The organism is Sphingomonas sp. Leaf9 (genome assembly GCF_001421355.1).
In the GTDB taxonomy this organism is placed as follows: Bacteria; Pseudomonadota; Alphaproteobacteria; order Sphingomonadales; family Sphingomonadaceae; genus Sphingomonas.
Genome location: NZ_LMKC01000004.1, coordinates 226,626 through 249,403, shown reverse-complemented (window position 1 = coordinate 249,403; position 22,778 = coordinate 226,626). Strand labels below are relative to the sequence as shown.

General features: G+C 67.1%; 26 protein-coding genes. 18 read left to right on the top strand and 8 right to left on the bottom strand.

Features of this window, described 5'->3' with window-relative positions; translation table 11 throughout:
- Nucleotides 1–61 precede the first annotated feature (61 nt).
- The 3 genes from mnmA to dapD all read left to right on the top strand — a co-directional run bounded on the left by mnmA (nt 62) and on the right by dapD (nt 2,808).
- Nucleotides 62–1,156, top strand: a complete 1,095-nt coding sequence (gene mnmA / locus ASE58_RS12135; protein ID WP_055821644.1) for a tRNA 2-thiouridine(34) synthase MnmA — start codon at nt 62–64, stop codon at nt 1,154–1,156.
- Between the two features lie 174 nt (nt 1,157–1,330).
- Nucleotides 1,331–1,993, top strand: coding sequence for a pyrimidine 5'-nucleotidase (locus tag ASE58_RS12130; RefSeq protein WP_055821642.1), 663 nt, complete (start codon nt 1,331–1,333; stop codon nt 1,991–1,993).
- A complete protein-coding gene (gene dapD / locus ASE58_RS12125; RefSeq protein WP_055757534.1) occupies nt 1,990–2,808 on the top strand; it encodes a 2,3,4,5-tetrahydropyridine-2,6-dicarboxylate N-succinyltransferase in 819 nt (272 codons plus the stop codon). The genes ASE58_RS12130 and dapD overlap by 4 nt, the downstream gene beginning before the upstream one ends.
- 54 nt (nt 2,809–2,862) lie before the next feature.
- Here the strand turns inward: dapD and ASE58_RS12120 are convergent, their stop codons facing one another.
- Nucleotides 2,863–4,095: a dipeptidase gene (locus tag ASE58_RS12120; RefSeq protein ID WP_055757536.1), complete on the bottom strand. Its 1,233-nt coding sequence runs from the start codon at nt 4,093–4,095 to the stop codon at nt 2,863–2,865.
- 86 nt (nt 4,096–4,181) lie between these two features.
- Here ASE58_RS12120 and ASE58_RS12115 point away from each other — a divergent pair, with 86 nt between their 5' ends.
- Nucleotides 4,182–4,694: a hypothetical protein gene (locus tag ASE58_RS12115; protein WP_055821638.1), complete on the top strand. Its 513-nt coding sequence runs from the start codon at nt 4,182–4,184 to the stop codon at nt 4,692–4,694.
- 165 nt (nt 4,695–4,859) lie between these two features.
- On the opposite strand, the gene ASE58_RS12110 is transcribed toward ASE58_RS12115, so the two are convergent.
- From ASE58_RS12110 to sucC, 3 genes are all read right to left on the bottom strand, one after another.
- The gene (locus ASE58_RS12110; RefSeq protein WP_055821634.1) at nt 4,860–5,789 is read right to left on the bottom strand and encodes an electron transfer flavoprotein subunit alpha/FixB family protein; all 930 of its coding nucleotides are present in this window, start codon (nt 5,787–5,789) and stop codon (nt 4,860–4,862) included.
- A complete protein-coding gene (locus ASE58_RS12105; RefSeq protein ID WP_055821631.1) occupies nt 5,786–6,535 on the bottom strand; it encodes an electron transfer flavoprotein subunit beta/FixA family protein in 750 nt (249 codons plus the stop codon). Before ASE58_RS12105 ends, ASE58_RS12110 begins: the two co-directional genes overlap by 4 nt.
- A gap of 201 nt (nt 6,536–6,736) precedes the next feature.
- Nucleotides 6,737–7,936, bottom strand: a complete 1,200-nt coding sequence (sucC, locus tag ASE58_RS12100; protein WP_055757544.1) for an ADP-forming succinate--CoA ligase subunit beta — start codon at nt 7,934–7,936, stop codon at nt 6,737–6,739.
- 192 nt (nt 7,937–8,128) lie between these two features.
- On the opposite strand from sucC, the gene ASE58_RS12095 reads away from it, so the two are divergent.
- The 6 genes from ASE58_RS12095 to ASE58_RS12070 all read left to right on the top strand — a co-directional run bounded on the left by ASE58_RS12095 (nt 8,129) and on the right by ASE58_RS12070 (nt 11,989).
- A complete protein-coding gene (locus ASE58_RS12095; RefSeq protein WP_235511800.1) occupies nt 8,129–8,683 on the top strand; it encodes a sterol desaturase family protein in 555 nt (184 codons plus the stop codon).
- Complete coding sequence (locus ASE58_RS12090; RefSeq protein ID WP_055757546.1) at nt 8,680–9,063, top strand: hypothetical protein; 384 nt, start codon at nt 8,680–8,682, stop codon at nt 9,061–9,063. The genes ASE58_RS12095 and ASE58_RS12090 overlap by 4 nt, the downstream gene beginning before the upstream one ends.
- Before the next feature lie 4 nt (nt 9,064–9,067).
- A complete protein-coding gene (locus ASE58_RS12085; protein WP_443024662.1) occupies nt 9,068–9,814 on the top strand; it encodes a sulfite exporter TauE/SafE family protein in 747 nt (248 codons plus the stop codon).
- 114 nt (nt 9,815–9,928) lie between these two features.
- Nucleotides 9,929–10,558, top strand: coding sequence for a hypothetical protein (locus ASE58_RS17950; protein ID WP_156347719.1), 630 nt, complete (start codon nt 9,929–9,931; stop codon nt 10,556–10,558).
- A 339-nt stretch (nt 10,559–10,897) separates the two neighbouring features.
- Nucleotides 10,898–11,377 (top strand): hypothetical protein, encoded by a 480-nt coding sequence (locus tag ASE58_RS12075; RefSeq protein WP_055821624.1) that lies wholly within the window; start codon nt 10,898–10,900, stop codon nt 11,375–11,377.
- Nucleotides 11,378–11,488: 111 nt separating this feature from the next.
- Nucleotides 11,489–11,989, top strand: a complete 501-nt coding sequence (locus tag ASE58_RS12070; RefSeq protein ID WP_055821621.1) for an Mpo1 family 2-hydroxy fatty acid dioxygenase — start codon at nt 11,489–11,491, stop codon at nt 11,987–11,989.
- Between the two features lie 200 nt (nt 11,990–12,189).
- Here the strand turns inward: ASE58_RS12070 and ASE58_RS12065 are convergent, their stop codons facing one another.
- Complete coding sequence (locus ASE58_RS12065; RefSeq protein WP_055759168.1) at nt 12,190–13,125, bottom strand: ribose-phosphate pyrophosphokinase; 936 nt, start codon at nt 13,123–13,125, stop codon at nt 12,190–12,192.
- A gap of 121 nt (nt 13,126–13,246) precedes the next feature.
- Here ASE58_RS12065 and gltX point away from each other — a divergent pair, with 121 nt between their 5' ends.
- The 7 genes from gltX (at nt 13,247) to ribH (ending at nt 19,026) form a co-directional block, all read left to right on the top strand.
- Nucleotides 13,247–14,566 (top strand): glutamate--tRNA ligase, encoded by a 1,320-nt coding sequence (gene gltX, locus ASE58_RS12060; protein ID WP_055821618.1) that lies wholly within the window; start codon nt 13,247–13,249, stop codon nt 14,564–14,566.
- 248 nt (nt 14,567–14,814) lie between these two features.
- A complete protein-coding gene (locus ASE58_RS12055; RefSeq protein WP_055821614.1) occupies nt 14,815–15,489 on the top strand; it encodes a TonB family protein in 675 nt (224 codons plus the stop codon).
- Between the two features lie 55 nt (nt 15,490–15,544).
- Nucleotides 15,545–15,892 carry a hypothetical protein gene (locus ASE58_RS12050; RefSeq protein ID WP_055822379.1) on the top strand — a complete coding sequence of 116 codons (348 nt, stop codon included), beginning with the start codon at nt 15,545–15,547 and terminating at the stop codon, nt 15,890–15,892.
- A complete protein-coding gene (gene ribD / locus ASE58_RS12045; protein WP_327196340.1) occupies nt 15,850–16,869 on the top strand; it encodes a bifunctional diaminohydroxyphosphoribosylaminopyrimidine deaminase/5-amino-6-(5-phosphoribosylamino)uracil reductase RibD in 1,020 nt (339 codons plus the stop codon). The genes ASE58_RS12050 and ribD overlap by 43 nt, the downstream gene beginning before the upstream one ends.
- Nucleotides 16,870–16,879: 10 nt before the next feature.
- Nucleotides 16,880–17,482: a riboflavin synthase gene (locus tag ASE58_RS12040; protein WP_055821610.1), complete on the top strand. Its 603-nt coding sequence runs from the start codon at nt 16,880–16,882 to the stop codon at nt 17,480–17,482.
- Nucleotides 17,472–18,602 (top strand): 3,4-dihydroxy-2-butanone-4-phosphate synthase, encoded by a 1,131-nt coding sequence (gene ribB / locus ASE58_RS12035; protein ID WP_055821607.1) that lies wholly within the window; start codon nt 17,472–17,474, stop codon nt 18,600–18,602. Before ASE58_RS12040 ends, ribB begins: the two co-directional genes overlap by 11 nt.
- A 1-nt stretch (nt 18,603) precedes the next feature.
- Nucleotides 18,604–19,026 carry a 6,7-dimethyl-8-ribityllumazine synthase gene (gene ribH, locus ASE58_RS12030; RefSeq protein WP_055757568.1) on the top strand — a complete coding sequence of 141 codons (423 nt, stop codon included), beginning with the start codon at nt 18,604–18,606 and terminating at the stop codon, nt 19,024–19,026.
- A gap of 135 nt (nt 19,027–19,161) precedes the next feature.
- On the opposite strand, the gene ASE58_RS12025 is transcribed toward ribH, so the two are convergent.
- Nucleotides 19,162–19,779 (bottom strand): YbhB/YbcL family Raf kinase inhibitor-like protein, encoded by a 618-nt coding sequence (locus ASE58_RS12025; protein WP_055821604.1) that lies wholly within the window; start codon nt 19,777–19,779, stop codon nt 19,162–19,164.
- 153 nt (nt 19,780–19,932) lie between these two features.
- Between ASE58_RS12025 and ASE58_RS12020 the strand changes: the two genes are divergently transcribed.
- Nucleotides 19,933–20,967 (top strand): patatin-like phospholipase family protein, encoded by a 1,035-nt coding sequence (locus ASE58_RS12020; protein ID WP_055821601.1) that lies wholly within the window; start codon nt 19,933–19,935, stop codon nt 20,965–20,967.
- On the opposite strand, the gene ASE58_RS12015 is transcribed toward ASE58_RS12020, so the two are convergent.
- Both ASE58_RS12015 and hmgA read right to left on the bottom strand, forming a co-directional pair.
- Nucleotides 20,964–21,323 carry a Rieske (2Fe-2S) protein gene (locus ASE58_RS12015; protein ID WP_055821599.1) on the bottom strand — a complete coding sequence of 120 codons (360 nt, stop codon included), beginning with the start codon at nt 21,321–21,323 and terminating at the stop codon, nt 20,964–20,966. The genes ASE58_RS12020 and ASE58_RS12015 overlap by 4 nt on opposite strands.
- A complete protein-coding gene (gene hmgA / locus ASE58_RS12010; protein WP_055821596.1) occupies nt 21,320–22,609 on the bottom strand; it encodes a homogentisate 1,2-dioxygenase in 1,290 nt (429 codons plus the stop codon). Before hmgA ends, ASE58_RS12015 begins: the two co-directional genes overlap by 4 nt.
- Between the last annotated feature and the right edge of the window lie 169 nt (nt 22,610–22,778).

Genomic DNA, 22,778 nt, shown 5'->3' with positions numbered 1-22,778 from the left:
AGGTCCGGTAAATGGCGCAGGATTTTTGCAACCGGGGCCGGGAACGCCTATCTGGCGGCACATGGACCTTGGTGAATTTCAACTGGATGCGCCCGTTTCCGCGCGGCGGATCGTCGTCGCGATGTCGGGCGGCGTCGACAGTTCGGTCGTGGCGGCACTCGCCCATGCGACGGGGGCAGAGACGATCGGCGTCACGTTGCAGCTTTACGACCATGGCGCGGCCGTCGGGCGGGCCGGGTCGTGCTGCGCCGGCCGCGACATTCGCGATGCGCGCGCGGTGTGCGACAAGCTGGGCATCGCCCATTATGTCTTCGACCATGAAAGCAGCTTTCGCGAAACGGTGATCGACGACTTTGCCGATGCCTATCTGGCCGGGCGCACGCCGATCCCTTGCGTGAAGTGCAACATGGGGCCGAAATTCACCGACCTGTTCGCGCTTGCCCGCGACCTCGGCGCCGACTGCCTGGCGACCGGCCATTATATCCGCCGGGTGATGGGGCCGGCGGGGGCCGAACTGCACCGCGCGATCGATCCGGCGCGCGACCAGAGCTATTTCCTGTTCGCGACGACCCAGGCACAGCTCGACTTCCTGCGCTTTCCGCTGGGCGCGATGCCCAAGGCCCGCGTGCGCGAGATCGCGACCGAACTGGGACTGGGCGTCGCGGGCAAGCCCGACAGCCAGGACATCTGCTTCGTCCCCGATGGCGACTATGCCTCGCTGGTCCGCAAGCTGCGACCCGAGGCACAGGAGGGCGGTGAGATCGTCGACCTCGAAGGGCATGTGCTGGGCCGCCATGGCGGCCTGGTCGGCTATACCGTCGGGCAACGGCGCGGGCTGGAGATCGGTGGCCTTGCCGAGCCGCTCTATGTCGTCCGCCTCGAACCCGCGACCAAGCGGCTGGTGGTCGGCCCGCGCAGCGCGCTGGCGGTCGGCGCGGCCCGGCTGTCGGATATCAACTGGATCGGCGGCGACCATGGCGGGCCGCTGACCGCCAAGGTGCGTTCGATGGCAAAGCCGGTGCCCGCGCGGCTGGACGGCGAGCGGCTGGTATTCGACGCCCCCGAATATGGCGTCGCGCCGGGACAGGCGGCGGTGCTCTACGCCGGCGACCGCGTGCTTGGCGGCGGCTGGATCGAGGGGACAGAGGCAGCCTGAATCCTCCCCGGCACGGGGAGGGGGACCGCCGCGCAGCGGTGGTGGAGGGGGCTGTCGACATCCACGACGGTTGCGTTGCGCGGCCACCCCCTCCACCAACCTGCGGTTGGTCCCCCTCCCCGTGCCGGGGAGGAACTTGCGGGCGTCGCAACCTGCGCCTACAGCCCCGACCCGATGCTGCCCGCGCTATCCCATGTCCGCGACTGGATCTTCGATCTGGACAACACGCTGTACCCGGCGTCGTCCAACCTGTTCGCCGAGGTCGAGGCGCGCATGGGGCAGTATATCTGCGACCTGCTCGATTGCGATCCGCAAGAAGCGCATCGGGTGCAGAAGATGCATTTCCACAACCACGGCACGTCGCTGTCGGGGCTGATGGCCGAACAGTCGGTCGACCCCTATCATTTCCTCGATTTCGTTCACGATATCGACCTGTCGCCGCTGGTGCCCGATCCCGACCTGCCGGGGCTGCTTGCCCGCCTACCGGGACGCAAGCTGGTCTTCACCAACGGCGATGCGCCCTATGCGCGGCGGGTGCTCGAAAAGCTCGGCCTGTCCGACAGCTTTGCCGGCATCCACGACATCCATGCCACCGCCTATCGCCCCAAACCGCACACCAGCGCCTATGATGGCCTCTGCGCGGCATGGGAAATCGATCCGACGACCGCGCTGTTCGCCGAGGACATGGCGCGCAACCTCGTGCCCGCCAAGCAGGTGGGCATGACGACGGTCTGGGTCGACAACGGGTCCGAACAGGGGCCGCCGGTGGCCCGCGACCATATCGATTACACCACGCACGACATCGTCGCGTGGCTACGCTTCGTGGAGGAATCATGACCGACCTTGCCGCCCAGATCGACGCCGCCTGGGAAAACCGTGCCGAGCTGACCGTCCACACCCAGGGTGAGGTCCGCGAGGCGGTCGACGCCGCGCTGGCGCTGCTCGATTCGGGCGAGGCGCGCGTGGCCGAACCGGTCGAGGGCGGCTGGCAGGTGAACCAGTGGCTGAAGAAGGCGGTGCTGTTGTCGTTCCGCCTGAACGACAACGCCATCATGGACGGCCCCGGCGGCACCAACTGGTTCGACAAGGTGCCGAGCAAGTTCACCGGCTGGGGCGAGCACCGCTTCCGCGAAGCCGGTTTCCGTGCGGTACCGGGCAGCATCGTCCGCCGCGGCGCATTCGTCGGCAAGGGCGCGATCCTGATGCCGAGCTTCGTCAACATCGGCGCCTATGTCGGCGAAGGCACGATGGTCGACACCTGGGCGACGGTCGGCAGCTGCGCGCAGATCGGCAAGAACGTCCACCTTTCGGGTGGTGCCGGCATCGGTGGCGTGCTCGAGCCGCTGCAGGCCGATCCGGTCATCATCGGCGACGGCGCGTTCATCGGCGCGCGTGCAGAAGTTGCCGAAGGCGTGCGCGTCGGCGAAGGCGCAGTACTGTCGATGGGCGTGTACCTCGGCGCATCGACCAAGATCATCGACCGCGCGACCGGCGAAGTCTTCCGCGGCGAAGTCCCCCCCTATGCGGTGGTCGTGCCCGGATCGATCGGCGGCGGCGATGGCAAGCCCGCGCTGTACTGCGCGGTCATCGTCAAGCGGGTCGATGCCCAGACCCGCAGCAAGACCAGCATCAACGACTTGCTGCGCGACTGATCGCGACGCGATTGCGGGACGGTGCCTGCCGTCCCGCAATGGCCGTCAGGATTGTCAGGGATAGGTCGCGTCGACCGGGCGCGCACCGGCCATCGCCTTCGCCACCGCCTCGGCCTGTCCCAGCACGCGCAGCACATTGCCCTGCGCCAGCGCCGCCAGATCGGCGTCGCTCCATCCGCGCCGGGCCAGTTCGGCGAACAGCAGCGGATAGCCGTCGACGCCGCCCATCCCCTCCGGCCCGGTGCCCGAAATCCCGTCATAATCGCCGCCGATGCCGACCGACGCGCGTCCCGCCAGTTTGGCGATATGCTCGACATGATCGGCCATGGTTGCCGCCGTTACCCGCGGGGCGGGGTTGGCCGCCTCCCACGCCTTCATCGCCGCCGGGGCCTGTGCGTTATACAGGTTGCCGGGCAGCCCCTGCGCCTTGGCATAGGCACCGCGCCGATTGTCCCACTCGTTCCACTGCGCCGACAGGAACGCGGGATAGGCATTGACCATCACCACGCCGCCCTTCGCCCCGATTTGCCGCAGCAGGTCGTCGGGAATGTTGCGCGGCCGGTCGGCCAGCGCGCGGGCATTGGAGTGCGACGCGATCACCGGTGCCTTCGATTCCGCCAGAGCCGCCGCCATCGTAGCGTCGGACACATGGGCGATGTCGATCAGCATGCCCAGCCGGTTCATCTCGCGCACCACCTGCCGCCCGAACGGGGTCAGGCCGTTCGCCTGCGGGGTGTCGGTCGACGCATCGGCCCAGCCGACGCTCTTGGTATGCGTCAGCGTCATGTACCGCACGCCGAGGTTATAATATTGACGCAGCACCGACAGCCGCCCGGCGATCTGGTGCCCGCCCTCCACGCCGATCAGCGAGGCGACGCGCCCGCTCTTCGCGATGCGCGCCATGTCCGCCGCATCGCGCGCCAGCGCCATCCGCGTCGGGTTCGCACCGATCATCCGGCGGACGATATCGATCTGCTCGATCGTAGTTTCCACCGCCTGCGGCCCGGTGGTCGTCGCCGGAATCCACACCGACCAGAACTGCCCGCCGACATGACCGCGCTTCAGCCGGGCGAGGTCGGTCTGCAGCGGCGGGTCGATCCGGCTGGTGTCCTTGGTCAGGTCGACCGATTCGACCGCGGCATGGTGATGTTCGCGGATGCCCCACGGCAAGTCGTTATGCCCGTCGATGATCGGCGCGCGCTCCAGTACGCGCTCGGCACGCGCGCGGTCCTGTGCGGACGGGGCAGGGGCCTGGGCGGCGGCGAGCAGCAGGAGCGGCAGGATCATGGGGCTCACGCTAATCCGTCGCCCATGGGCCCGACAAGTGCTACGCACGCCATCGGCCATGCGCCGCGGATATGGGAGACGGGCCGATGTATGCCATGCTGGTGCTGCTGGGACAGGTCGCCACGCCCGCCGTACCGTTGAACGCCCCGCCCGAGCGTATCTCGATCCTCGTCGACCCTTGCGTGTCGCGCCGGCGCAATTCGCAGGACGACGAAATCGTCGTGTGCGGCGAAGGTGCGCGTGACCCGCGCCTTCCGCTGCCCGGAGAACGTACGCCGCCCGACCGGCCGCTGGCGTCCAATCCCTATGCCGACGGGCGCGGTGCTGCGCTGGCGGCGGCCGATCCCTGCGCCACCCGGTCGGAGGGCTGCACCACCGGCGTCGACATGATCGGCGGCGGGGTCTTCGCGATCCGCGCGATCGGCAAGCTGATCGATCCGGGCAGCTGCTGCGAGGAACCGGGCGAATACAAGGATGTCGGCAAGCTGGTCGGCGACATCATCCGCGGGGTGAAGGGCGGCCCGTCGAAGAAGGAGCGGGCAAAGCGCGTGGCGATCCCGCTCGACCCGGCAGTGCCGCTGCCGATCGCGGCGAAGTAAGGGGCGGCGGCGGTCCTCCCCGGCACGGGGAGGAGTCACCCAGAAAAACGACGCGGGAGTAAATCCCGCGTCGTCGGTCGTCGCTGTGGCGACGCCGGCCGTCGCCGCTTTGTGCGCTCGGGGCGTTGCCCCTTGCGCACCGTTCAGCAGCTTACGCTGCTTCGCTCAAAGCTTGGCGGTCAACTCCGGCACCACCGTGAACAGATCCCCCACCAGCCCGACATCGGCGACCTGGAAGATCGGCGCATCCTCGTCCTTGTTGATCGCGACGATGACCTTGCTGTCCTTCATACCCGCCAGATGCTGGATCGCGCCGGAAATCCCGACCGCGATATAGACCTCGGGGGCGACGATCTTGCCGGTCTGGCCGACCTGATAGTCGTTGGGAGCATAGCCCGCATCGACCGCCGCGCGCGAGGCACCGACGGCAGCGTTCAGCTTGTCGGCCAGCGGGTCGATCAGCGCATGGAACTGCTCTTCCGATCCCAGCGCACGACCGCCCGAGACGATGATCTTGGCGCTGGTCAGCTCGGGCCGCTCCGATGCCGCGATCTCGGCACCGACGAAGCTCGACACACCCTTGTCACCGGTCGACGCGACCGCTTCGACCGCGGCCGACCCGCCGGTTGCTTCCGCCTTGTCGAACGCGGTGCCGCGTACCGTCAGCACCAGCTTCGGGTCGCTCGTCTTGACCGTGGCGATCGCGTTGCCGGCATAGATCGGACGGGTAAAGCTGTCCGGCCCCTCGACCGACAGGATTTCGCTGATCTGCATCACGTCGAGCAGCGCGGCGACGCGCGGCGCGATGTTCTTGCCCGTCGTGGTCGCCGGCGCGACGAACGCGTCATGGCTGCCCATCAATTCGACGACCAGCGGCGCAGCGTTCTCGGCCAGATTATGGGCAAAGGCGGCATCGTCGGCGACCAGCACCTTGGACACGCCGGCAATCTGCGCGGCGGCCTGTGCCACGCCATCAACGCCTTGCCCGGCGACCAGCAGCTCGACCTCGCCCAGCTTCGCAGCGGCAGTGACGGTCGCATAGGTCGCGTCCTTGACCGACTGGCCGTCATGTTCGACCCAAACCAGCGTCTTCATGCGACCACTCCCAGCGTCTTGAGCTTGCCGACCAGTTCGTCGACATCGGCGACCTTCACGCCCGCCTGGCGCTTGGCCGGTTCCTCGACCTTGACCGTCGTCAGGCGTGGGGTGACGTCCACGCCCAGCTCGGCGGCGGTCTTGGCCGCCAGCGGCTTCGACTTGGCCTTCATGATGTTGGGCAGCGACGCATAGCGCGGCTCGTTCAGGCGCAGGTCGGTAGTGACGATCGCCGGCAGCGAGAGCGAAACCGTTTCCAGCCCGCCATCGACTTCGCGCGTCACGTTCACCTTGTCGCCGGCAACCTCGACCTTGCTGGCAAAGGTGCCCTGCGGATAGCCGGTGAGCGCGGCCAGCATCTGGCCGGTCTGGTTGTTGTCGTCGTCGATCGCCTGCTTGCCAAGGATCACCAGCTGCGGCGCTTCTTCGTCGATCACCGCCTTCAGCAGCTTGGCGACGCCCAGCGGCTCGACCTTGGTCTCGCTGGTAATCAGGATCGCGCGATCGGCACCCATGGCAAGCGCGGTGCGCAGCGTGTCCTGCGCCTTCTGCTCGCCGATCGACACGACGACGATCTCGGTCGCCACGCCCTTTTCCTTAAGGCGGATGGCTTCCTCGACCGCGATCTCGTCGAACGGGTTCATGCTCATCTTGACGTTGGCCAGGTCGACGCCCGACCCGTCCGCCTTCACGCGGGGCTTCACATTGTAATCAAGCACACGCTTGATCGGCACCAGCACCTTCATGGGCACTCCCTCTCAAAACTTTACGCGATGGCGTTGGCTATATCCGTGGCGGTTTTGCGTGGTTTTCGCAAGTCCGGTATGGAAACGCCGGGACGCCGTAGCGGCAGGTGGCGACCCTAACCCGAATCGCCCACAGGCCAAACGAAAAAGGGCCCGGACGTTTCCGCCCGGACCCTTCTCTCCGTCGCAGGCAGAGGGCGATCAGGCCGCCTTTTGCACTTCCGCGACGATCTTCTTGGCGGCATCGCCCAGGTCGTTGGCCGGAACGATCGCGAGGCCCGAATTGGCGAGGATGTCCTTGCCGGCCTGCACGTTGGTCCCTTCCAGACGGACGACCAGCGGCACCGACAGGTTCACTTCCTTCGCAGCGGCGACGATGCCCTCCGCGATGATGTCGCACTTCATGATCCCGCCGAAGATGTTGACGAGGATGCCCTTCACCGCCGGATCGGCGAGAATGATCTTGAACGCCGCGGTCACCTTTTCCTTGTTCGCGCCGCCGCCGACGTCGAGGAAGTTGGCTGGGAACATGCCGTTCAGCTTGATGATGTCCATCGTCGCCATGGCCAGGCCCGCGCCGTTGACCATGCAGCCGATGTCACCGTCGAGCTTGATGTACGCCAGGTCGTACTTCGACGCCTCCAGCTCCATCGCGTCTTCTTCGGTCGTGTCGCGCAGTTCCATCAGGTCCTTGTGACGGAACATGGCGTTGCCGTCGAAGGCGACCTTGGCGTCGAGCACGACCAGCTGGCCTTCCTCGGTAACGGCCAGCGGGTTGATCTCGATCTGCTCGGCATCGGTGCCGAGGAACGCGTCATACAGCTTCGATGCGACGCTAGCGGCCTGCTTGGCGAGGTCACCCTTCAGCTCCAGCGCGGCGGCGATGGCGCGGCCGTGGTGCGGCATGAAGCCGGTCGCGGTGTCGATGTCGATCGAATGGATCTTCTCGGGCGTGTCATGCGCCACGGTTTCGATGTCCATGCCGCCTTCGGTGCTGGCAACCATAGAGACACGACCGGTCGCGCGGTTGACGAGCAGCGCGAGGTAGAATTCCTGGGCGATGTTCGCGCCGTCGGTCACGTACAGGCGGTTGACCTGCTTGCCCGCGTCGCCGGTCTGGATCGTGACCAGCGTGTTGCCGAGCATGTCGGTCGCGTGCGCACGCACTTCGTCGAGGTTCCATGCGAGGCGGACACCGCCCTTGGCGTCGGGGCCCAGTTCCTTGAACTTGCCCTTGCCACGGCCGCCGGCGTGGATCTGCGACTTGACGACGTACAGCGGCCCGGGGAGCTTGCCTGCGGCCTCGACGGCTTCGTCGACGGTCAGCGCGGCATAGCCGGCGGGGACGGGCACGCCGAACTTCGCGAGCAGTTCCTTGGCCTGATATTCGTGAATGTTCATGGGATTCGCCTTCCGCCTCTCGGGTGGTTGTACGCAGGTTTGCGAAGTTGCCGCGCGTAAAGCACATGCGCGCAGGCGAATCCAGTCCGAAAGCGCAGTAATGCAATTGCGTCGCAAATGCTTCATCGGAATCGGCAGGGGGATTGCTGCCGGGCGCGCCCACAAGGGCGAACCGCGCGCTAAGGCGTCGCAATGTCCCGGCCGAGCCGCTATATCGCCGCCATGCACTGGGCCATCGGCATCCTGATCTTCCTCGCCACCGTGATCTTCATGGAAGGCTTCGCCTATGTCGCGCATCGCTGGCTGATGCACGGGCCGGGCTGGTTCCTGCACGCCAGCCACCATGCGCCGCGCCATGGCAATTGGGAGTGGAACGACCTGTACGCCGCGATCTTTGCGGTGCCGTCGATCGTGCTGCTGCTGGGCGGGGTGCAATGGGGCTGGTGGCCGGGCACGATCTGGATCGGGGCCGGCATCGCCGCCTATGGCGCGATCTATTTCGGGTTCCACGACATCATCGTGCATCGCCGGCTGAACCACCGCTATCTGCCGCAGTCGCGCTATATGAAGCGGATCATTTCCGCCCACCGGCTGCACCATGCGGTCGAGAGCAAGCGCGGCACGGTCAGCTTCGGGTTCCTGTGGGCGCCGAGGCCCGAGGACCTGAAGGCCGAGTTGAAGCGGCGCGGCAATGCCGGGGTCCGCGCGCCGACCGCGCAGACCCGCGACCCCGTCGAGCATCCATGACCGCCGGCGGGTGGCAGGCGCGGGCGCTGTCGTGGGTGCTGGCGATCTTCGCCACGCTGGCGATGGTCGGTGCGGTGGCAACCATGTCGACCAAGGGCGGATCGTCACGTTCGGGCGCGGAAGTTGGCACCGATGCCGCCGGAAGGGTCGATCCGCGCACCGGCGCGCCGTTGCCGCCGCCTGCGCCCTTCACCACCGGCGCGCCGCGCGTCGAAACGGCGGAGAGTGCCGCGATGGCGCAACAGGCCGCCGCCACGCGCAGCGTCTCCGACGGGTTGGCGGTGCTGACCTATGCCGTGCTGGCGCTGGTCGCCGTGCTGGCGGTCGGCGTGCTGGCGCTGTTCCGCATTGCGCAGGCGTTGCAGGACCGGCGCGACTGACACCGTGATCGTCGACCCGTTCTTCTATGCGCTGGCGGTGCCGGCGGTGATGCTGCTCGGGCTGGCCAAGGGTGGCTTTTCCGGCATGGGCGCCCTGTCGCTGCCGATGCTGGCGCTGGCGATCGATCCGGTACGCGCGGCGGCGATCCTGTTGCCGATCCTGATCGTGCAGGATGTGGTCGGCATCTGGGCATTCCGCCGGACGATCGACTGGCGGGTGATCGGCTGGATGCTGCCGGGCGCGGGGCTGGGCATCGTACTGGGCTATGGCTTTGCCAGCACGGTGCGGCCTTCGGCGGTGCTGGCGGTGGTCGGCGCGATTTCGGTTGCGTTCGGACTGTGGCGGCTGCGGATCGAACGCCGCGGGATGCCGGTCGCCACCCGGTCGCCGGGCTGGGTCGGCACGCTGTTCGGCGTCGCGTCGGGCTTTACCAGCCAAGTCGCCCATGCCGGCCAGCCGCCCTTCCAGCTATGGGTGCTGCCGCGCCAGCTGCCGCGCGATGTGCTGGTCGGCACGACCGCGCTGTTCTTCGGTGCGGTCAACTGGCTGAAGGTGCCGGCCTATCTGGCGCTCGACCAGTTCACGCGGGCGAACCTCACCACCTCGGCGGCGCTGCTGCCGGTGGCGATTGCATCGACCGTTGCCGGCGTGTGGCTGGTGCGGCGGGTGTCGGCGAACCGGTTCTACACCGCGATCTATGTGCTGATGATCGCGGTGGGGGTGAAGCTGGTGTGGGATGGGGTGGCCTGACGCGCAGATGCATCCCTTGCCATCAGTGGGGCAGGTTGAGGATGTCGATGCTGACGTGGGGGAACACGTTGAAGGGGATCGCGTTGTCCGATCGTAACGGAGGTGGAAAGTCTGATGCAGACCGGCCTTGGACCGTATCGCCGGGTGCGCGATGGCGAGTTGCGCTCGATCTTTTACCTGACCCAGCAAACCGGGAAATCGGCTTGGTTCGTGCCAGCATGGCTATCAACTGCGAGGCCACCGCCCGGCACCGATAGTCATGTGGTCACCGATCTGTTGCGCAATATGCTCTATGTGCATGCGCTCCCGTCGCAGGAGCAACAGTTACGTCGTGAAATTTCCCGACGCCTGAAAGAGCGAAATGACATAGCCATCCGTGCCAAGCTCTTGTCCCTGACTACGCAGATAAGGGAAAAACCTTGGGCATTTCCAGCATGCTTACCTGAGCGGCTGTGTCGGCAGTTTTACCAAGAATTGAAAAAGATCGTAGACACTTCCGAATTTGCCGCTGACTTCATGTCAGATCCCTTTTCGTCGAGTGGAGCGAGTGGCGCATCGACCGCTCTTGTGAACCGCGCAAAGAGCCTATCGGCAGGAAAATTTGCCAGAGGCACTGCAATGGGAATGTTTGCGATCGGTCTGACAAATTTCTTCGCTGGAAAATCAAAGGACTATTACGAGTTTTACACGAAAAGGATTTCCGATGAACTCGCCCTCCGTGGTATCCCGCCGAGCAGCCTTTGAAATTCTGGCAACATTGGCGGTCGGCATCGTGGGGTGGCTGCTTTCCCGCCTGCTGCGCACCGAATTTACGGCACCTCCGGGTAAGACGTGGCTATGGCTATGCGCCGCTGTCGCATTGATTGTGGCATATTCGATCGCAGTGAGGCGCGGGCAGTCTCCCTTGTTTTGGATACTACAGTTCACGATTACCTATCTTATCATGCAAATCGTTTTGCAGATTATTTTTTACAGCGGAATATTCTAACGCTGAATTATCAGAGCGATCACCCGGGTCGTGTCCACCGGAATCAGTGCTGCGATAGAGCGATACGAACAAATGTTTTTACTTTCCCGCTGCTGATGATGCTGGCCTCCTTTTCGGCGTGTTCGCAGACGGGACATGGAAGTCTGACCCCCCTTGCCGGGCCGGGCGTGACGCTGGCATCGACCGAGGGGTTGCCGGAAGACACTGCGCGTCTGTCGGGCGGCGGCGTTACCGCCGACGTTACCGGGCGCTGGTCCGACCGGAACGAAACGATCGAGATTCGGTATCACGCAGGCCCGGCACCGGTACGCATCGCGATACGCAGCGCAGCGGTTGGCGCTGCCCGTGTGGCGACCTCGGCATGGGACCGGACGAAACCCTTTCCCGGCAATGCGATCGGTCGCCCGTTGCTGGACGAGGCGCCATTGGTAATCGCGGCGCGTGGCGAGGCGCGGGTCCAGATCGAGTTTGTCCGTAGTAAGGGGCCGTCGCTTTCGATCGGCGATGCGGTGACGCTCGCGGTGCCGATGCCCGATGGCCTGCGCCCGATAACCTTTCGCGCAGGTGGCCAATAGGCGAGCGCTACGCTGCCGGGGTGACTAACCCTGCCGGCCGTGACAGGATCGGCCCCGACCCAGCCGACACGGACGAACGACTCGTTCGGCGGCGGGGACGGGAGAGGGTCGATGTCGCGACTGGTCAGGCAATTGTCGGCCTATGCCGAATATCATCGCAACGGGCATAATGTCGCGACGCATATGGTCGGCATCCCGCTGATCCTGTTCGGTATCGGCGTTTTGCTGTCGCGACCGGCGATCGCGGTGGGCGAGGGGGTGGCCGTGACGCCGATGATGGTGGTCGGGGTGATCGCGGCGATCGGGTATCTGCGGCTCGACCTGATGTTCGGCGCGGTGCTGGCCGCGTTCCTGGCGCTTGTCAGCTGGGCCGGGTTCGGGATTGCCAGCGGGTCGACGGGCGCGTGGCTGTCGGTCGGGCTGGGCAGCTTCGTCGTCGGCTGGACGCTGCAGTTCGTCGGCCATTATTTCGAAGGCCGCAAACCCGCCTTTGTCGACGATCTGTCCAGCCTGTTCGTCGGGCCGATGTTCGTGGTGGCAGAGGCGGCGTTCATGCTCGGCCTGCGCCAACCGGTGCGGCAGGCGATGGAGGCCGTCCACCGCCCGGCCTAAGCAGGACGGGGCGGCTGCCCCGCCCGATCGCTCAGGGTTCGTTTGGAAATTGGCCATAGAGCCAATTTCAGGCGGTGCCAGCCCGCTCCCCCTCCCCGCTCCCCCTCTCAGCCGCCCATCAGAATACCGTGTGGGTGGCCGGGAGGGGGAGCGGGCCGGCACCGCCGAAATGCGCCTTCAGCGCATTTTCAAACAGCTTCTCAGTCGAACAGGCTCGACACCGACGATTCGTCGGCGATGCGGCGGATCGCCTCGGCCAGCAGCGGGGCGATGGTCAGGTGGCGAATCTTATTCCCCTGCGCGATCACGTCGTGGTTGCCGATCGAATCGGTGATGACCAGCTCTTCCAGCGACGACGCCTCGACCCGCGCGACCGCGCCGCCCGACAGGACGCCGTGGGTGCAATAGGCGACGACGCCGACCGCGCCGGCCTGCTTCAAGGCAGCGGCGGCGTTGCACAGCGTGCCGGCCGAATCGACGATATCGTCGATCAGGACGCAGAAGCGCCCTTCGACGTCGCCGATGATATTCATGACTTCGGATTCGCCCGCGCGCTCGCGCCGCTTGTCGACGATGGCGAGGGGGGCGTTGTGGAGGCGCTTGGCCAGGCTGCGCGCGCGGACCACGCCGCCGACGTCGGGCGACACGACCATCAGGTTATGTTCGCCGAAGCGGGTCTTGATATCCTCCGACATCACCGGCGCGGCGTAGAGATTGTCGGTCGGGATATCGAAGAAGCCCTGAATCTGCCCGGCGTGCAGGTCGACGCACAGCACGCGGTCGGCGCCGGCTTCGGTCACGATATTGGCGACCAGCTTTGCCGAGATCGGGGTGCGCGGGCCGGGTTTGCGGTCCTGCCGGGCATAGCCGAAATAGGGGATGACGGCGGTGATGCGCCGCGCCGACGCGCGCTTCAGCGCATCGATCATGATGAGCATTTCCATCAGGTTGTCGTTGACCGGATAGCTGGTCGACTGGACAACGAACACGTCCTCGCCGCGCACATTTTCCAGCACCTCGACGAAAATTTCCTCGTCGGCGAAGCGCCGCACGCTGGCCTTGGTCAGCGGGATTTCCAGATAGTCCGCGATCGCGGTCGACAGGGGAAGATTGGAATTGCCCGCCAGCAGCTTCATGGGTGCGCCCGTATCCATGATGAAAAAGAATGGGAGCGCCATAGAGCGCGCGGACGAATTGTGAAACCCATGTGACGCCCGCGTTTGCGCCGATGCGACAAATGGGCGAGAGGGCTGGGCCATGACCGTCACCCGTTTCGCCCCCAGCCCGACCGGCTTTCTGCACATCGGCAACCTGCGCACCGCGCTCCACAACTGGATGTTCGCGAAGAAGGCGGGCGGGCGGTTCCTGCTCAGGATCGACGACACCGATGGCGCGCGCAGCGAGGAACGGTTCGTCGATGCGATCCGGCGCGACCTCGCGTGGCTGGGGCTGGTGCCCGATGGTGAGGAACGGCAGTCGGCGCGGTTCGACCGGTACGAGGCGGTGTTCGCCGCGATGGTCGCGAGCGGGCGCATCTATCCGGCCTATGAAACGCCCGAGGAACTGGACCTTCGTCGCAAGATCCTTGCCGGGCGGGGGATGCCGCCGGTCTATGATCGCGCTGCGCTGAAGCTGAGCGACGACGATCGGGCGCGGCTGGAGGGTGAGGGGCGGCGGCCGCACTGGCGGTTCCGGCTGGAGGCCGAGCCGATCGAGTGGGACGATCTGGTCCGGGGCCCGCAGCGCTTCGACGGGGCGCTGCTGTCCGATCCGGTGGTGCGGCGTGCCGACGGATCGTGGCTGTATCTGCTGCCCTCGGTGATCGACGATGCCGATATGGGGGTCACCCACGTCGTGCGCGGCGAGGACCATGTGTCGAACACCGCGACGCAGATGCAGATGTTCGCGGCGATGGGCGCGACCCCGCCGGCTTTTGCGCACGAGGCGCTGCTGGTCGGCAACGAAGGCAAATTGTCGAAGCGGCTGGGGTCGCTGGGCGTCGAGCATTTCCGGGAGCAGGGGATCGAGCCGGAGGCGGTCGTCGCGCTACTGGCGCGGCTGGGGACGAGCGATCCGGTCGAGGCAGTGGTCGATGCGCAGCCGTTGGTCGACGCGTTCGATTTCGGCCGGTTCGGGCGGGCGCCGGCGCGCTTCGACGAAGCCGAGCTGGCGCAGGTCAATGCGCGGATCGTCCACCAGCTGCCGTTTGACCGCGTGGCGGACACGCTGCCCGAGGGGATGGACGCGGCGGCGTGGGAGGCGGTGCGCGGCAATCTGGAACGGGTGAGCGATGCCGCCGGCTGGTGGCGGGTGGTGACCGGGCCGGTCGCGGCGCTGCCCGTGGCGGCGGAGGATCGCGCGTTCCTCGATCGGGCGGCGGAGGTTGCCGCCAACCTGCCCTGGGCCGATCCATGGGCCGAGTTGACTGGTGCATTGAAGGCGGAGACGGGGCGCAAGGGCAAGGCGCTGTTCCTGCCGCTGCGCCGGGCGCTGACCGGCATGGACCATGGGCCGGACATGGCGGCGCTGCTGCCGCTGATCGGGCGCGACCGGGCGATCGCGCGGCTGACGGGCTGAGGGTCTCTCTGGAAACGTGCTGACGCACGTTTGGCGGTGCCGGCCCGCTCCCCCACCCGGCCACCCCCACGGTACTCTCGATGGTTGGCCGGGTGGGGGAGCGGGCCGGCACCGCCCGTAAACTCGCGCTATCGCGAGTTTCCAAACGGACTCTGACGCGCACGTCAGCTTTACACCGCCTTCGATCGGGTATCTCATCCCACCAGCCGATGGGTCGGCAGGAGATGTGAATCGAGAAGGACGGTGGTATGGCATATCAGGGACAACGTGGCCTGAACCCGGTGGGGTTGGGCATTGCGATTGCGATCAATGGCGGCCTGCTGGCCGTAGCGGTCCTGACGGCAACGACGGTGGTGACGCGGGTCGATCCGTGGAAGCCGATGGATGCGATCAACATCCCCATCGAACCGCCGCCGCCCCCCGTCGATATGCCCAAACCGGTCGAAAAGGCGCTGCCCGATCCCGCACCGGTCCAGCCGATCTTCGCCCCGCCCGCGCCGATCCCGGTGCCGGGACCGGCGATGGCCACCACGACCGAGATGCCGACCGCGCTCCCGCCCACCGATCCGGTCGTCACCGCACCCGGCGGCACGGGCACCGGCAGCCCGGTGACGGTCGCCAGCCCGCTGCCGGTGCTGGTCAGCGCCAGCGTCGACCCCCGCTACCGCGCCGATTTCCAGCCCGACTATCCCGCGTTCGAACGCAACCAGGCGCGCGATGGCGTGGTCGTCGTCCGCGTGCTGGTGGGGCCCAATGGCCGGGTGGCCGCCGTCGAACCGGTCAGCGCGACCAGCGACGCGTTCTTCGATGCGACGAAGCGGCGCGCGCTGTCGAAATGGCGCTTCCGCCCCGCGACCCGCGACGGCGTGGCGGTGGAAAGCTGGCGCGAGATGACGGTGCGCTTCACGATGGAGGATCGCTGAGCGCGATGGGCGCGGGGGCTGGCGGTTGGTCGCCCCTGCGCCTATCTTGGCCGGCGTGAAGCTCCGCCATCTTTTCTCGCCGGTCCATGCCATCCGCGATTTCGTGGGCTTTGCCCGCACGCGCCAGAAACATGAATGGTGGTTCCTGCTGGCGTCGATCTGCGTCGTGCTGGTGATCGGCTGGGGGTTCGTCCACGATTCGCACTTCGAACGCGCATACAAGCCGAACATCATCTATGTCGAAAGCTGGCCCGCGAACCGTACCGACGAAGAGATCATCGCCCAGCAGCAGATCGACCTGGCCAAGGAAAAAGCCGAGACCGCCGAATTCGAACGCGACCGCGCCAAGCGGCAGGCCGAATGGAAGAAGATCGACGACAAGCTGAAAAGCTGGGGCATCTGATCCATCCCCTTGCCGCCGACGATGCGCGCTGGATGGGCGCGGCGCTGACGCTGGCGGAGCGGACGCGGGGACGCACCGCGCCCAATCCCAATGTCGGCTGCGTGATCGTGCACGAGGGCCGGGTGGTCGGGCGCGGCTGGACCCAGGCGGGCGGGCGCCCCCATGCCGAAGCGGCGGCGCTGACGCAGGCGGGTGCGCAGGCACGGGGGGCCACCTCCTATGTCACTTTAGAGCCGTGCGCGCATGTATCGGTGCGCGGGCCGGCCTGTTCCGACCTGTTGATCGCCAGCGGCGTGGCACGGGTCGTCGTCGCGCTGACCGATCCCGATCCGCGGACGAATGGACAGGGTATCGCCGGGCTGCGGGACGCGGGAATCGCGGTCACCTGCGGCGTTCGGGCCGAGGAGGCGGCGCGCGGCATGGCCGGGTTCCTGACCCGACGGGTGCTGGGGCGGCCGTTCGTCACGCTGAAGCTCGCCCTGTCGCTCGATGGGGCGGTGTCGCGCGGCGATGGGCAGAGCCAGTGGATCACCGGGCCGCAGGCGCGCGCGCACGGCCATCTGGAGCGCAGCCGGCACGAGGCGATCCTGGTCGGGCGCGGCACGGCGGAAATCGACCGGCCGACGCTGAACGTGCGCCTGCCCGGCCTGACCGATCGCAGCCCGCAGCGGGTGGTGCTGTCGGCGGATTGCGCGGCGCTGCCCGGTTTCACGATGGTGCCGGGTGTCGCGGCGCTGGCCGACCTGCCCGGCGACCATGTGCTGGTCGAAGGCGGCGCGGCGACGGCGGCGGCGTTCCTGCGCGCCGATGCGGTCGACCGGCTGCTGCTGTACCGCGCGCCGATCCTGATCGGCCATGGCCGGACGCTTCCCGATATCGGCCTCACCGATCTGGCCCGGGCGCACGGCCGCTGGCGGCTGCACGATGCCCGGATGCTTGGCAGCGACCGGCTGGAGGTCTACGAGCGCGCCAGATAAGGAGCTTGCAGTGTTCACCGGAATAGTCAGCGACGTAGGGCGCATCGAATCGATCGACGGGCCGGGCGACCTGCGCGTGCGGATCGCCTGCGCCTATGACACGACCACCATCGACATGGGGGCGTCGATCGCCTGTTCGGGCGTCTGCCTGACGGTCGTGGAAAAGGGGCCGAACTGGTTCGCGGTCGATGTCTCGGGTGAAACCGTGTCGCGCACCGCCGACCAATGGGTCGCGGGGCGCCCGCTGAACCTCGAACGTGCGCTGAAGCTGGGCGACGAGCTGGGCGGGCATATCGTCACCGGCCATGTCGACGGCGTGGGGCAGGTGGTCGACACGACCGCAGACCAGGACTCGACCCGCGTGACCTTTGCGATTCCCCGCACGCTCAGCCCGTTCGTCGCGGCCAAGGGGTCGGTGACGATCGACGGCGTGTCGCTGACCGTCAACGAAGTGACCGACACGGCGGAGGGCACGCGCTTCACCGTCAACCTGATCCCCCATACCCAGGCGGTGACCACGCTCGGGACCCTTGCCGTGGGCCGATCGGTCAATATCGAGATCGACGTGCTCGCCCGTTATCTGATGCGAATGGAACAAGTCCGTGGCCAATGACGAACTGGCGGGTCTCCGCCATGCCTTTCTCTCCAGCCCCGAAGAGATCATCGACGAAGCCCGCAACGGGCGGATGTTCATCCTGGTCGATGACGAGGATCGCGAGAATGAGGGCGATTTGGTCATCCCGGCGCAGATGGCGACGCCCGATGCGGTCAATTTCATGGCGCGGCACGGGCGCGGCCTGATCTGCCTCGCGATGACCAAAGGGCGGGTCGAGCAGCTTGGCCTCGACCTGATGGCGCGCAACAACGGGACGCGGCACGAAACTGCCTTCACCGTGTCGATCGAGGCGCGCGACGGGGTGACCACCGGCATTTCCGCCGCCGACCGCGCACGCACGATCGCGGTGGCGATCGACGCGTCGAAGGAAGCGTCGGAGATCGTGACGCCGGGGCATGTGTTCCCGCTGGTCGCCCGCGAAGGCGGGGTGCTGGTGCGCGCCGGCCATACCGAAGCGGCGGTCGACGTGTCGCGGTTGGCCGGCCTCAACCCCTCGGGCGTGATCTGCGAGATCATGAACGAGGACGGCACGATGGCGCGGATGGACGACCTGGTCGGCTTTTCGCAACTCCATGGCCTCAAGATCGGGACGATCCGCGACCTGATCGCATACCGCCGCCGCCACGACCATCTGGTGACCAAGCGCGCGGAAACGGTGTTCGACAGCGAATGGGGCGGCGAATGGCGCGCCATGACCTTTTGGAACAAGGCGACGGGCAGCGAGCAGGTCGCGCTGGTCAAGGGGCTGATCGATCCGGGCAAGCCGACGCTGGTGCGGATGCACGCGCTGTCGCCGTTCGCCGACCTGTTCGGCGAGGGGGGCGAGCGTGGCGGATTGCTGCGCAAGTCGATGCGGATCATCGCCGAGGAGGGTGCCGGCGTCGTCGTCGTCATCAACCGCCCGCGTCCCGATGGCCTGACCCTCGCCATTCATGCCCGCAGCGGTGCGCCGGTGCCGGACATGGAGGAACTGCGCGATTACGGCGTCGGCGCGATGATCCTGAACGAACTGGGCGTCGAGGACATGGTGCTGCTGACCAACACCCACCACACGCTGGTCGGGCTCGACGGCTATGGACTGAAGATCGTCGGCGAACGGCCGATCACGGAGAATTGATATGGCGAAGATTCTGATCGTCGAGGCGCGCTTCTACGACCATCTGAACGACCTGCTGCTGGAAGGCGCACGCGCCGCGATCGAGGCGGCGGGGCACGAACATGAGACGGTCACCGTGCCCGGCGCACTGGAAGTGCCCGGCGCGATCGCCATCGCCGATGCCGCCGAAACCTATGACGCGTTCGTGGCGCTGGGCGTCATCATCCGCGGCGAGACCTATCATTTCGAGGTCGTGGCGAACGAGAGCGCGCGCGGGCTGATGAACCTGAGCCTTGAGGGGGTACCCGTCGGCAACGGCATCCTGACCGTCGAGGACGAGGCGCAGGCGCTGACGCGGGCGAAGAAGGACGAAAAGGACAAGGGCGGCGAGGCGGCCAAGGCTGCGCTGGCGATGCTGGAATTGCGCGAGCGGTTTTCGGTGTAAGCCAAATCCTCCCCGGCACGGGGAGGGGGACCAGCTGCAGGCTGGTGGAGGGGGTTGTCCGCAGACGGATCGCTTGAGGAAGCCCGCCTCCACCACCGCTACGCGGCGATCCCCAGTATCGGGCCAAGGAGGAGCTTAAGCAGGAGCAACTTCCCCGACCGGACCCACGTCCGCCGGCTCACCACGCGAATAAACCCCGGTGAGCAGCCCGGCCGCCAACACCCGGCCCGCCATCGCCTCGACCACCGCACTGCGCCCCGGATTGGGGTCGAGATGCGGCACATCCTGCAACGCGAACATCTGGAACGCATAGCGATGCTCGCCATGCCCGGTCGGCGGATCGGGCGGCAGCCAGCCTTCGCGCAGATAGCTGTTGCGGCCGACATCGCCGTGCGTCGCGTCGCCGTCGCCATCGGGACGGATCGCCCCTTCCTCCAATTGCCCGTCTGCCGCGGCGATATCCCACAGGATCGCATGCACCAGCGGTTGGGGTGAGGGGGCATCGGCATCCTCGACGATCAGCGCCAGCGACGTCGCACCCGCTGGCACCCCGCGCCAATGCAGCGGCGGCGACACCCCAGCGCCATCGGCGGTGAAGCGATCGGGCAGCCGCTGCCCATCGGCAAAGGCGAGGCTGGCGAGATCGAGGCTGTCGAAGCTGCCGAGCGCCGGATCGGCGATGGTCAGCTTGGACGCGCCCGCGCGGACATTGCGCAGCAATCCGCCCAGCCACCCTGGAACATGTTCGAGCATGAGGGTCCTTTCGATGCCTGTCGGGGCGACAACCGGCGACGGGCCGGGACGGGTCCGTCGGGCGCGGAAATATCGCCGGCATCGCCCCGGCCGCACCGGATACGAAGCGGCATTGCTGCGTTGCAACATCGACCCTTTTCCACGGAGCCGCCCATGTCCGCATCGTCCGAACCGCCGCACCTCTCGCTCGCCCTGCAGGGGGGCGGCGCGCATGGTGCCTATGGCTGGGGCGTGCTCGACCGGCTGCTCGAGGAAGATTTGCCGATCGTCGCGGTCAGCGGGGCGTCGGCGGGGGCGCTGAACGGTGCGGCGCTGGTCACCGGGCTGGCGGCGGGCGGGCGGCAGGGTGCCCGGCAAGCGCTGGAGCGGCTGTGGGACACGGTGTCGCGGACGTCGCCGTTGCAGGCGTTCGACCTTGGCATGTGGGCGCCGCCGCTGTTCGAACCGGTGCTGCGCCGCTCGCTGGAGGTCGGCAAGCTGGTCGGGCGCTATGTCGCGCCGCTGTCGCCGGGGCTGCGCAACATGCGCGCGCTGCGTCGGGTGGTGGAGGAGAGCATCGATCTGTCGCTGTTGACCGATCCCCGCGCCATCCCGCTGTCGATCGCCGCCACGCGGGTCGCGACCGGGGCGGCGCGGTTGTTCGATAACGATGCGATCACCCTCGACGCGCTGATGGCGTCGGCGTGCCTGCCCGACCTGTTCGGGCCGGTGACGATCGACGATGAACCCTATTGGGACGGTGGATTTTCGGCGAACCCTGCGCTCGAACCGCTGATCTTTGGCGGGCATGGGCAGAGCGACCTGCTGATCGTGCAGATCACGCCCTTCGCGACGCAGGACACGCCGGAAACATTGGTCGAGGTGATGGGACGGATGAGCGATATCGGCTTCAACGCCTGCCTGCTGCGCGACCTGAAGGCGCTGACGCAGGTGCAGGCGATCGCCCGGCGCGCGCCGCCGATCGACGACAATTTCACCGCGCTGGCCAACACCAACCTGCATCTGATGGAAGCATCGCCGGCGCTCGCGACCCGCGGCCCCACCGGCAAGATCGACACCCGCCGGTCACAGCTGGAGGCGCTGCGCGAACTGGGCCGCGATACGGCGGATGCGTGGCTGCGCGACCATGGCGGCAAGCTGGGCCAGCGATCGACGCTGACCGCGCTGCCCGAAGGGGTCGCGGCCTAGGCGGTGACGATCGCCCCGCCGACGACCTCGACCGGCCACGGCGTCAGCGACTGGCCCGGACACGGCCCGCCAAGGCACTTGCCATCGGCGATCGCGAACAGCGCCGCGTGCCAGCTGCACGTGATCGCGCTGCGATCCGGGGTCAGATAGGCATCGAGCGTCTGCGCCAGCGGCAGCCCCATATGCGGGCAGCGGTCGACATAGCCGAACACCGCCTCCCCTTGGCGCACGACGAACCCATGGAACCGTCCGGCGCGCAGTTGCAGGACGTAATTGCGCGCGGTGCCGTCGGGGATGTCGGTGAGCGAGCCGATCGTCACCCCGGCCGGCGTTGCGAAGACGCGCTCGTCGCTCATCCGGGCAACTGTGCCTTGGCGAAACCGGTCCAGACATCGTCGTAATCGAGCTGCATCGTCGGCGTGGCCATCGCCCACGGCGTCGGACGGACGACATGACGCGTCTCGAACATGAACGCCATGGTGTCGGCGATGCGGTGCGGCTTCAGGTCGGCGGCGACCGCCTTTTCATAGCTCGCCTGATCGGGGCCGTGGCCGTTCATCTGGTTGTGGAGCGACGCGCCGCCCGGCGCGAAGCCGCCTTCCTTCGCATCATAGGCACCGGTGACCAGCCCCATGAATTCGCTCATCACGTTGCGGTGGAACCATGGCGGGCGGAACGTGTCCTCCGCCACCATCCAGCGCGGCGGGAAGATCACGAAGTCGCAATTGGCGGTGCCCGGCGTCTCGCTCGGCGCGGTCAGCACGGTGAAGATCGACGGGTCGGGATGGTCGAAGCTGACGGTGTTGATCGTGTTGAAGCGGGTCAGGTCGTAGCGGCAGGGGGCGAGGTTGCCATGCCACGCCACTACGTCGAACGGCGAATGGTCGAGCGTGGTGATCCACAGCCCGCCCTGGAATTTCTGGATCACGTCGCACGGCGCGTCTCTGTCCTCGAACCATGCGGAGGGCGTTTCGAAGTCGCGCGGATTGGCGAGGCCATTGGCCCCGATCGGGCCGAGGTCGGGCAGGCGGAACAGGCTGCCGTAATTCTCGCAGACATAGCCGCGTGCCTCGCCATCGGGCAGGCGGATGCGGAAGCGCACGCCACGCGGGATCAATGCGATCTGGAGCGGGGCAATGTCGATCCGGCCCAGCTCGGTGTCGATCGCCAGGCGTCCTTGCTGCGGGACGATCAGCAGTTCGCCGTCCGAGGAGAAGAAGGCGCGCTCCATGTCCTTCGTCGCGGCATAGAGGTGGATGCCGACCCCGCTCTGCGCCGCCACGTCGCCGGTCGCGCCATAGGTGACGAGGCCGTCGACCCAGTCGGTCGGCTCGGTCGGGAGCGGCAGCGGGTCCCAGCGCATCCGGTTGGGGCTGGGCGGGTTGTCTATGGGTGCGGACTTGAGGTGCTGCGCGCCGGTATAGGGCATGAATGCGCTGTGGTTGGCGGTCGGACGTAGGCGGTATAGCCATGACCGGCGGTTCTCGGCACGCGGCGCGGTGAAGGCGGTGCCCGACAGCTGCTCGGCGTACAGGCCGAACGGCACGCGCTGCGGGCTGTTGCGACCGATCGGGAGCGCGCCGGCGACGGCTTCGGTGGCGATGTGGTTGGCGAAACCGGGCTGGTAGGTGGAACCGGACATGACCCTCTCCCTCGTCACTTCGTCATTCCGGCGAAGGCCGGAATCCATGGTAGCGGGGCATCGCGCTTTTTTCGATACGGCCTGTTTCCATGGACCCCGGCCTGCGCCGGGGTGACGTTGGTTTTTGCGGCCCGCCGGGCCGTCAGTCGCGGCGAAGCCGCGCCTTGTG

Bases quoted from the DNA above. Each gene is read 5' to 3' on its own strand.
- mnmA (WP_055821644.1), top strand. From the start codon at position 62: ATGGACCTTGGTGAATTTCAACTGGATGCGCCCGTTTCCGCGCGGCGG.
- ASE58_RS12130 (WP_055821642.1), top strand. From the start codon at position 1,331: ATGCTGCCCGCGCTATCCCATGTCCGCGACTGGATCTTCGATCTGGAC.
- dapD (WP_055757534.1), top strand. From the start codon at position 1,990: ATGACCGACCTTGCCGCCCAGATCGACGCCGCCTGGGAAAACCGTGCC.
- ASE58_RS12120 (WP_055757536.1), bottom strand. From the start codon at position 4,095: ATGATCCTGCCGCTCCTGCTGCTCGCCGCCGCCCAGGCCCCTGCCCCG.
- ASE58_RS12115 (WP_055821638.1), top strand. From the start codon at position 4,182: ATGTATGCCATGCTGGTGCTGCTGGGACAGGTCGCCACGCCCGCCGTA.
- ASE58_RS12110 (WP_055821634.1), bottom strand. From the start codon at position 5,789: ATGAAGACGCTGGTTTGGGTCGAACATGACGGCCAGTCGGTCAAGGAC.
- ASE58_RS12105 (WP_055821631.1), bottom strand. From the start codon at position 6,535: ATGAAGGTGCTGGTGCCGATCAAGCGTGTGCTTGATTACAATGTGAAG.
- sucC (WP_055757544.1), bottom strand. From the start codon at position 7,936: ATGAACATTCACGAATATCAGGCCAAGGAACTGCTCGCGAAGTTCGGC.
- ASE58_RS12095 (WP_235511800.1), top strand. From the start codon at position 8,129: ATGTCCCGGCCGAGCCGCTATATCGCCGCCATGCACTGGGCCATCGGC.
- ASE58_RS12090 (WP_055757546.1), top strand. From the start codon at position 8,680: ATGACCGCCGGCGGGTGGCAGGCGCGGGCGCTGTCGTGGGTGCTGGCG.
- ASE58_RS17950 (WP_156347719.1), top strand. From the start codon at position 9,929: ATGCAGACCGGCCTTGGACCGTATCGCCGGGTGCGCGATGGCGAGTTG.
- ASE58_RS12075 (WP_055821624.1), top strand. From the start codon at position 10,898: ATGATGCTGGCCTCCTTTTCGGCGTGTTCGCAGACGGGACATGGAAGT.
- ASE58_RS12070 (WP_055821621.1), top strand. From the start codon at position 11,489: ATGTCGCGACTGGTCAGGCAATTGTCGGCCTATGCCGAATATCATCGC.
- ASE58_RS12065 (WP_055759168.1), bottom strand. From the start codon at position 13,125: ATGAAGCTGCTGGCGGGCAATTCCAATCTTCCCCTGTCGACCGCGATC.
- gltX (WP_055821618.1), top strand. From the start codon at position 13,247: ATGACCGTCACCCGTTTCGCCCCCAGCCCGACCGGCTTTCTGCACATC.
- ASE58_RS12055 (WP_055821614.1), top strand. From the start codon at position 14,815: ATGGCATATCAGGGACAACGTGGCCTGAACCCGGTGGGGTTGGGCATT.
- ribD (WP_327196340.1), top strand. From the start codon at position 15,850: ATGGAAGAAGATCGACGACAAGCTGAAAAGCTGGGGCATCTGATCCAT.
- ribH (WP_055757568.1), top strand. From the start codon at position 18,604: ATGGCGAAGATTCTGATCGTCGAGGCGCGCTTCTACGACCATCTGAAC.
- ASE58_RS12025 (WP_055821604.1), bottom strand. From the start codon at position 19,779: ATGCTCGAACATGTTCCAGGGTGGCTGGGCGGATTGCTGCGCAATGTC.
- ASE58_RS12020 (WP_055821601.1), top strand. From the start codon at position 19,933: ATGTCCGCATCGTCCGAACCGCCGCACCTCTCGCTCGCCCTGCAGGGG.
- ASE58_RS12015 (WP_055821599.1), bottom strand. From the start codon at position 21,323: ATGAGCGACGAGCGCGTCTTCGCAACGCCGGCCGGGGTGACGATCGGC.
- hmgA (WP_055821596.1), bottom strand. From the start codon at position 22,609: ATGTCCGGTTCCACCTACCAGCCCGGTTTCGCCAACCACATCGCCACC.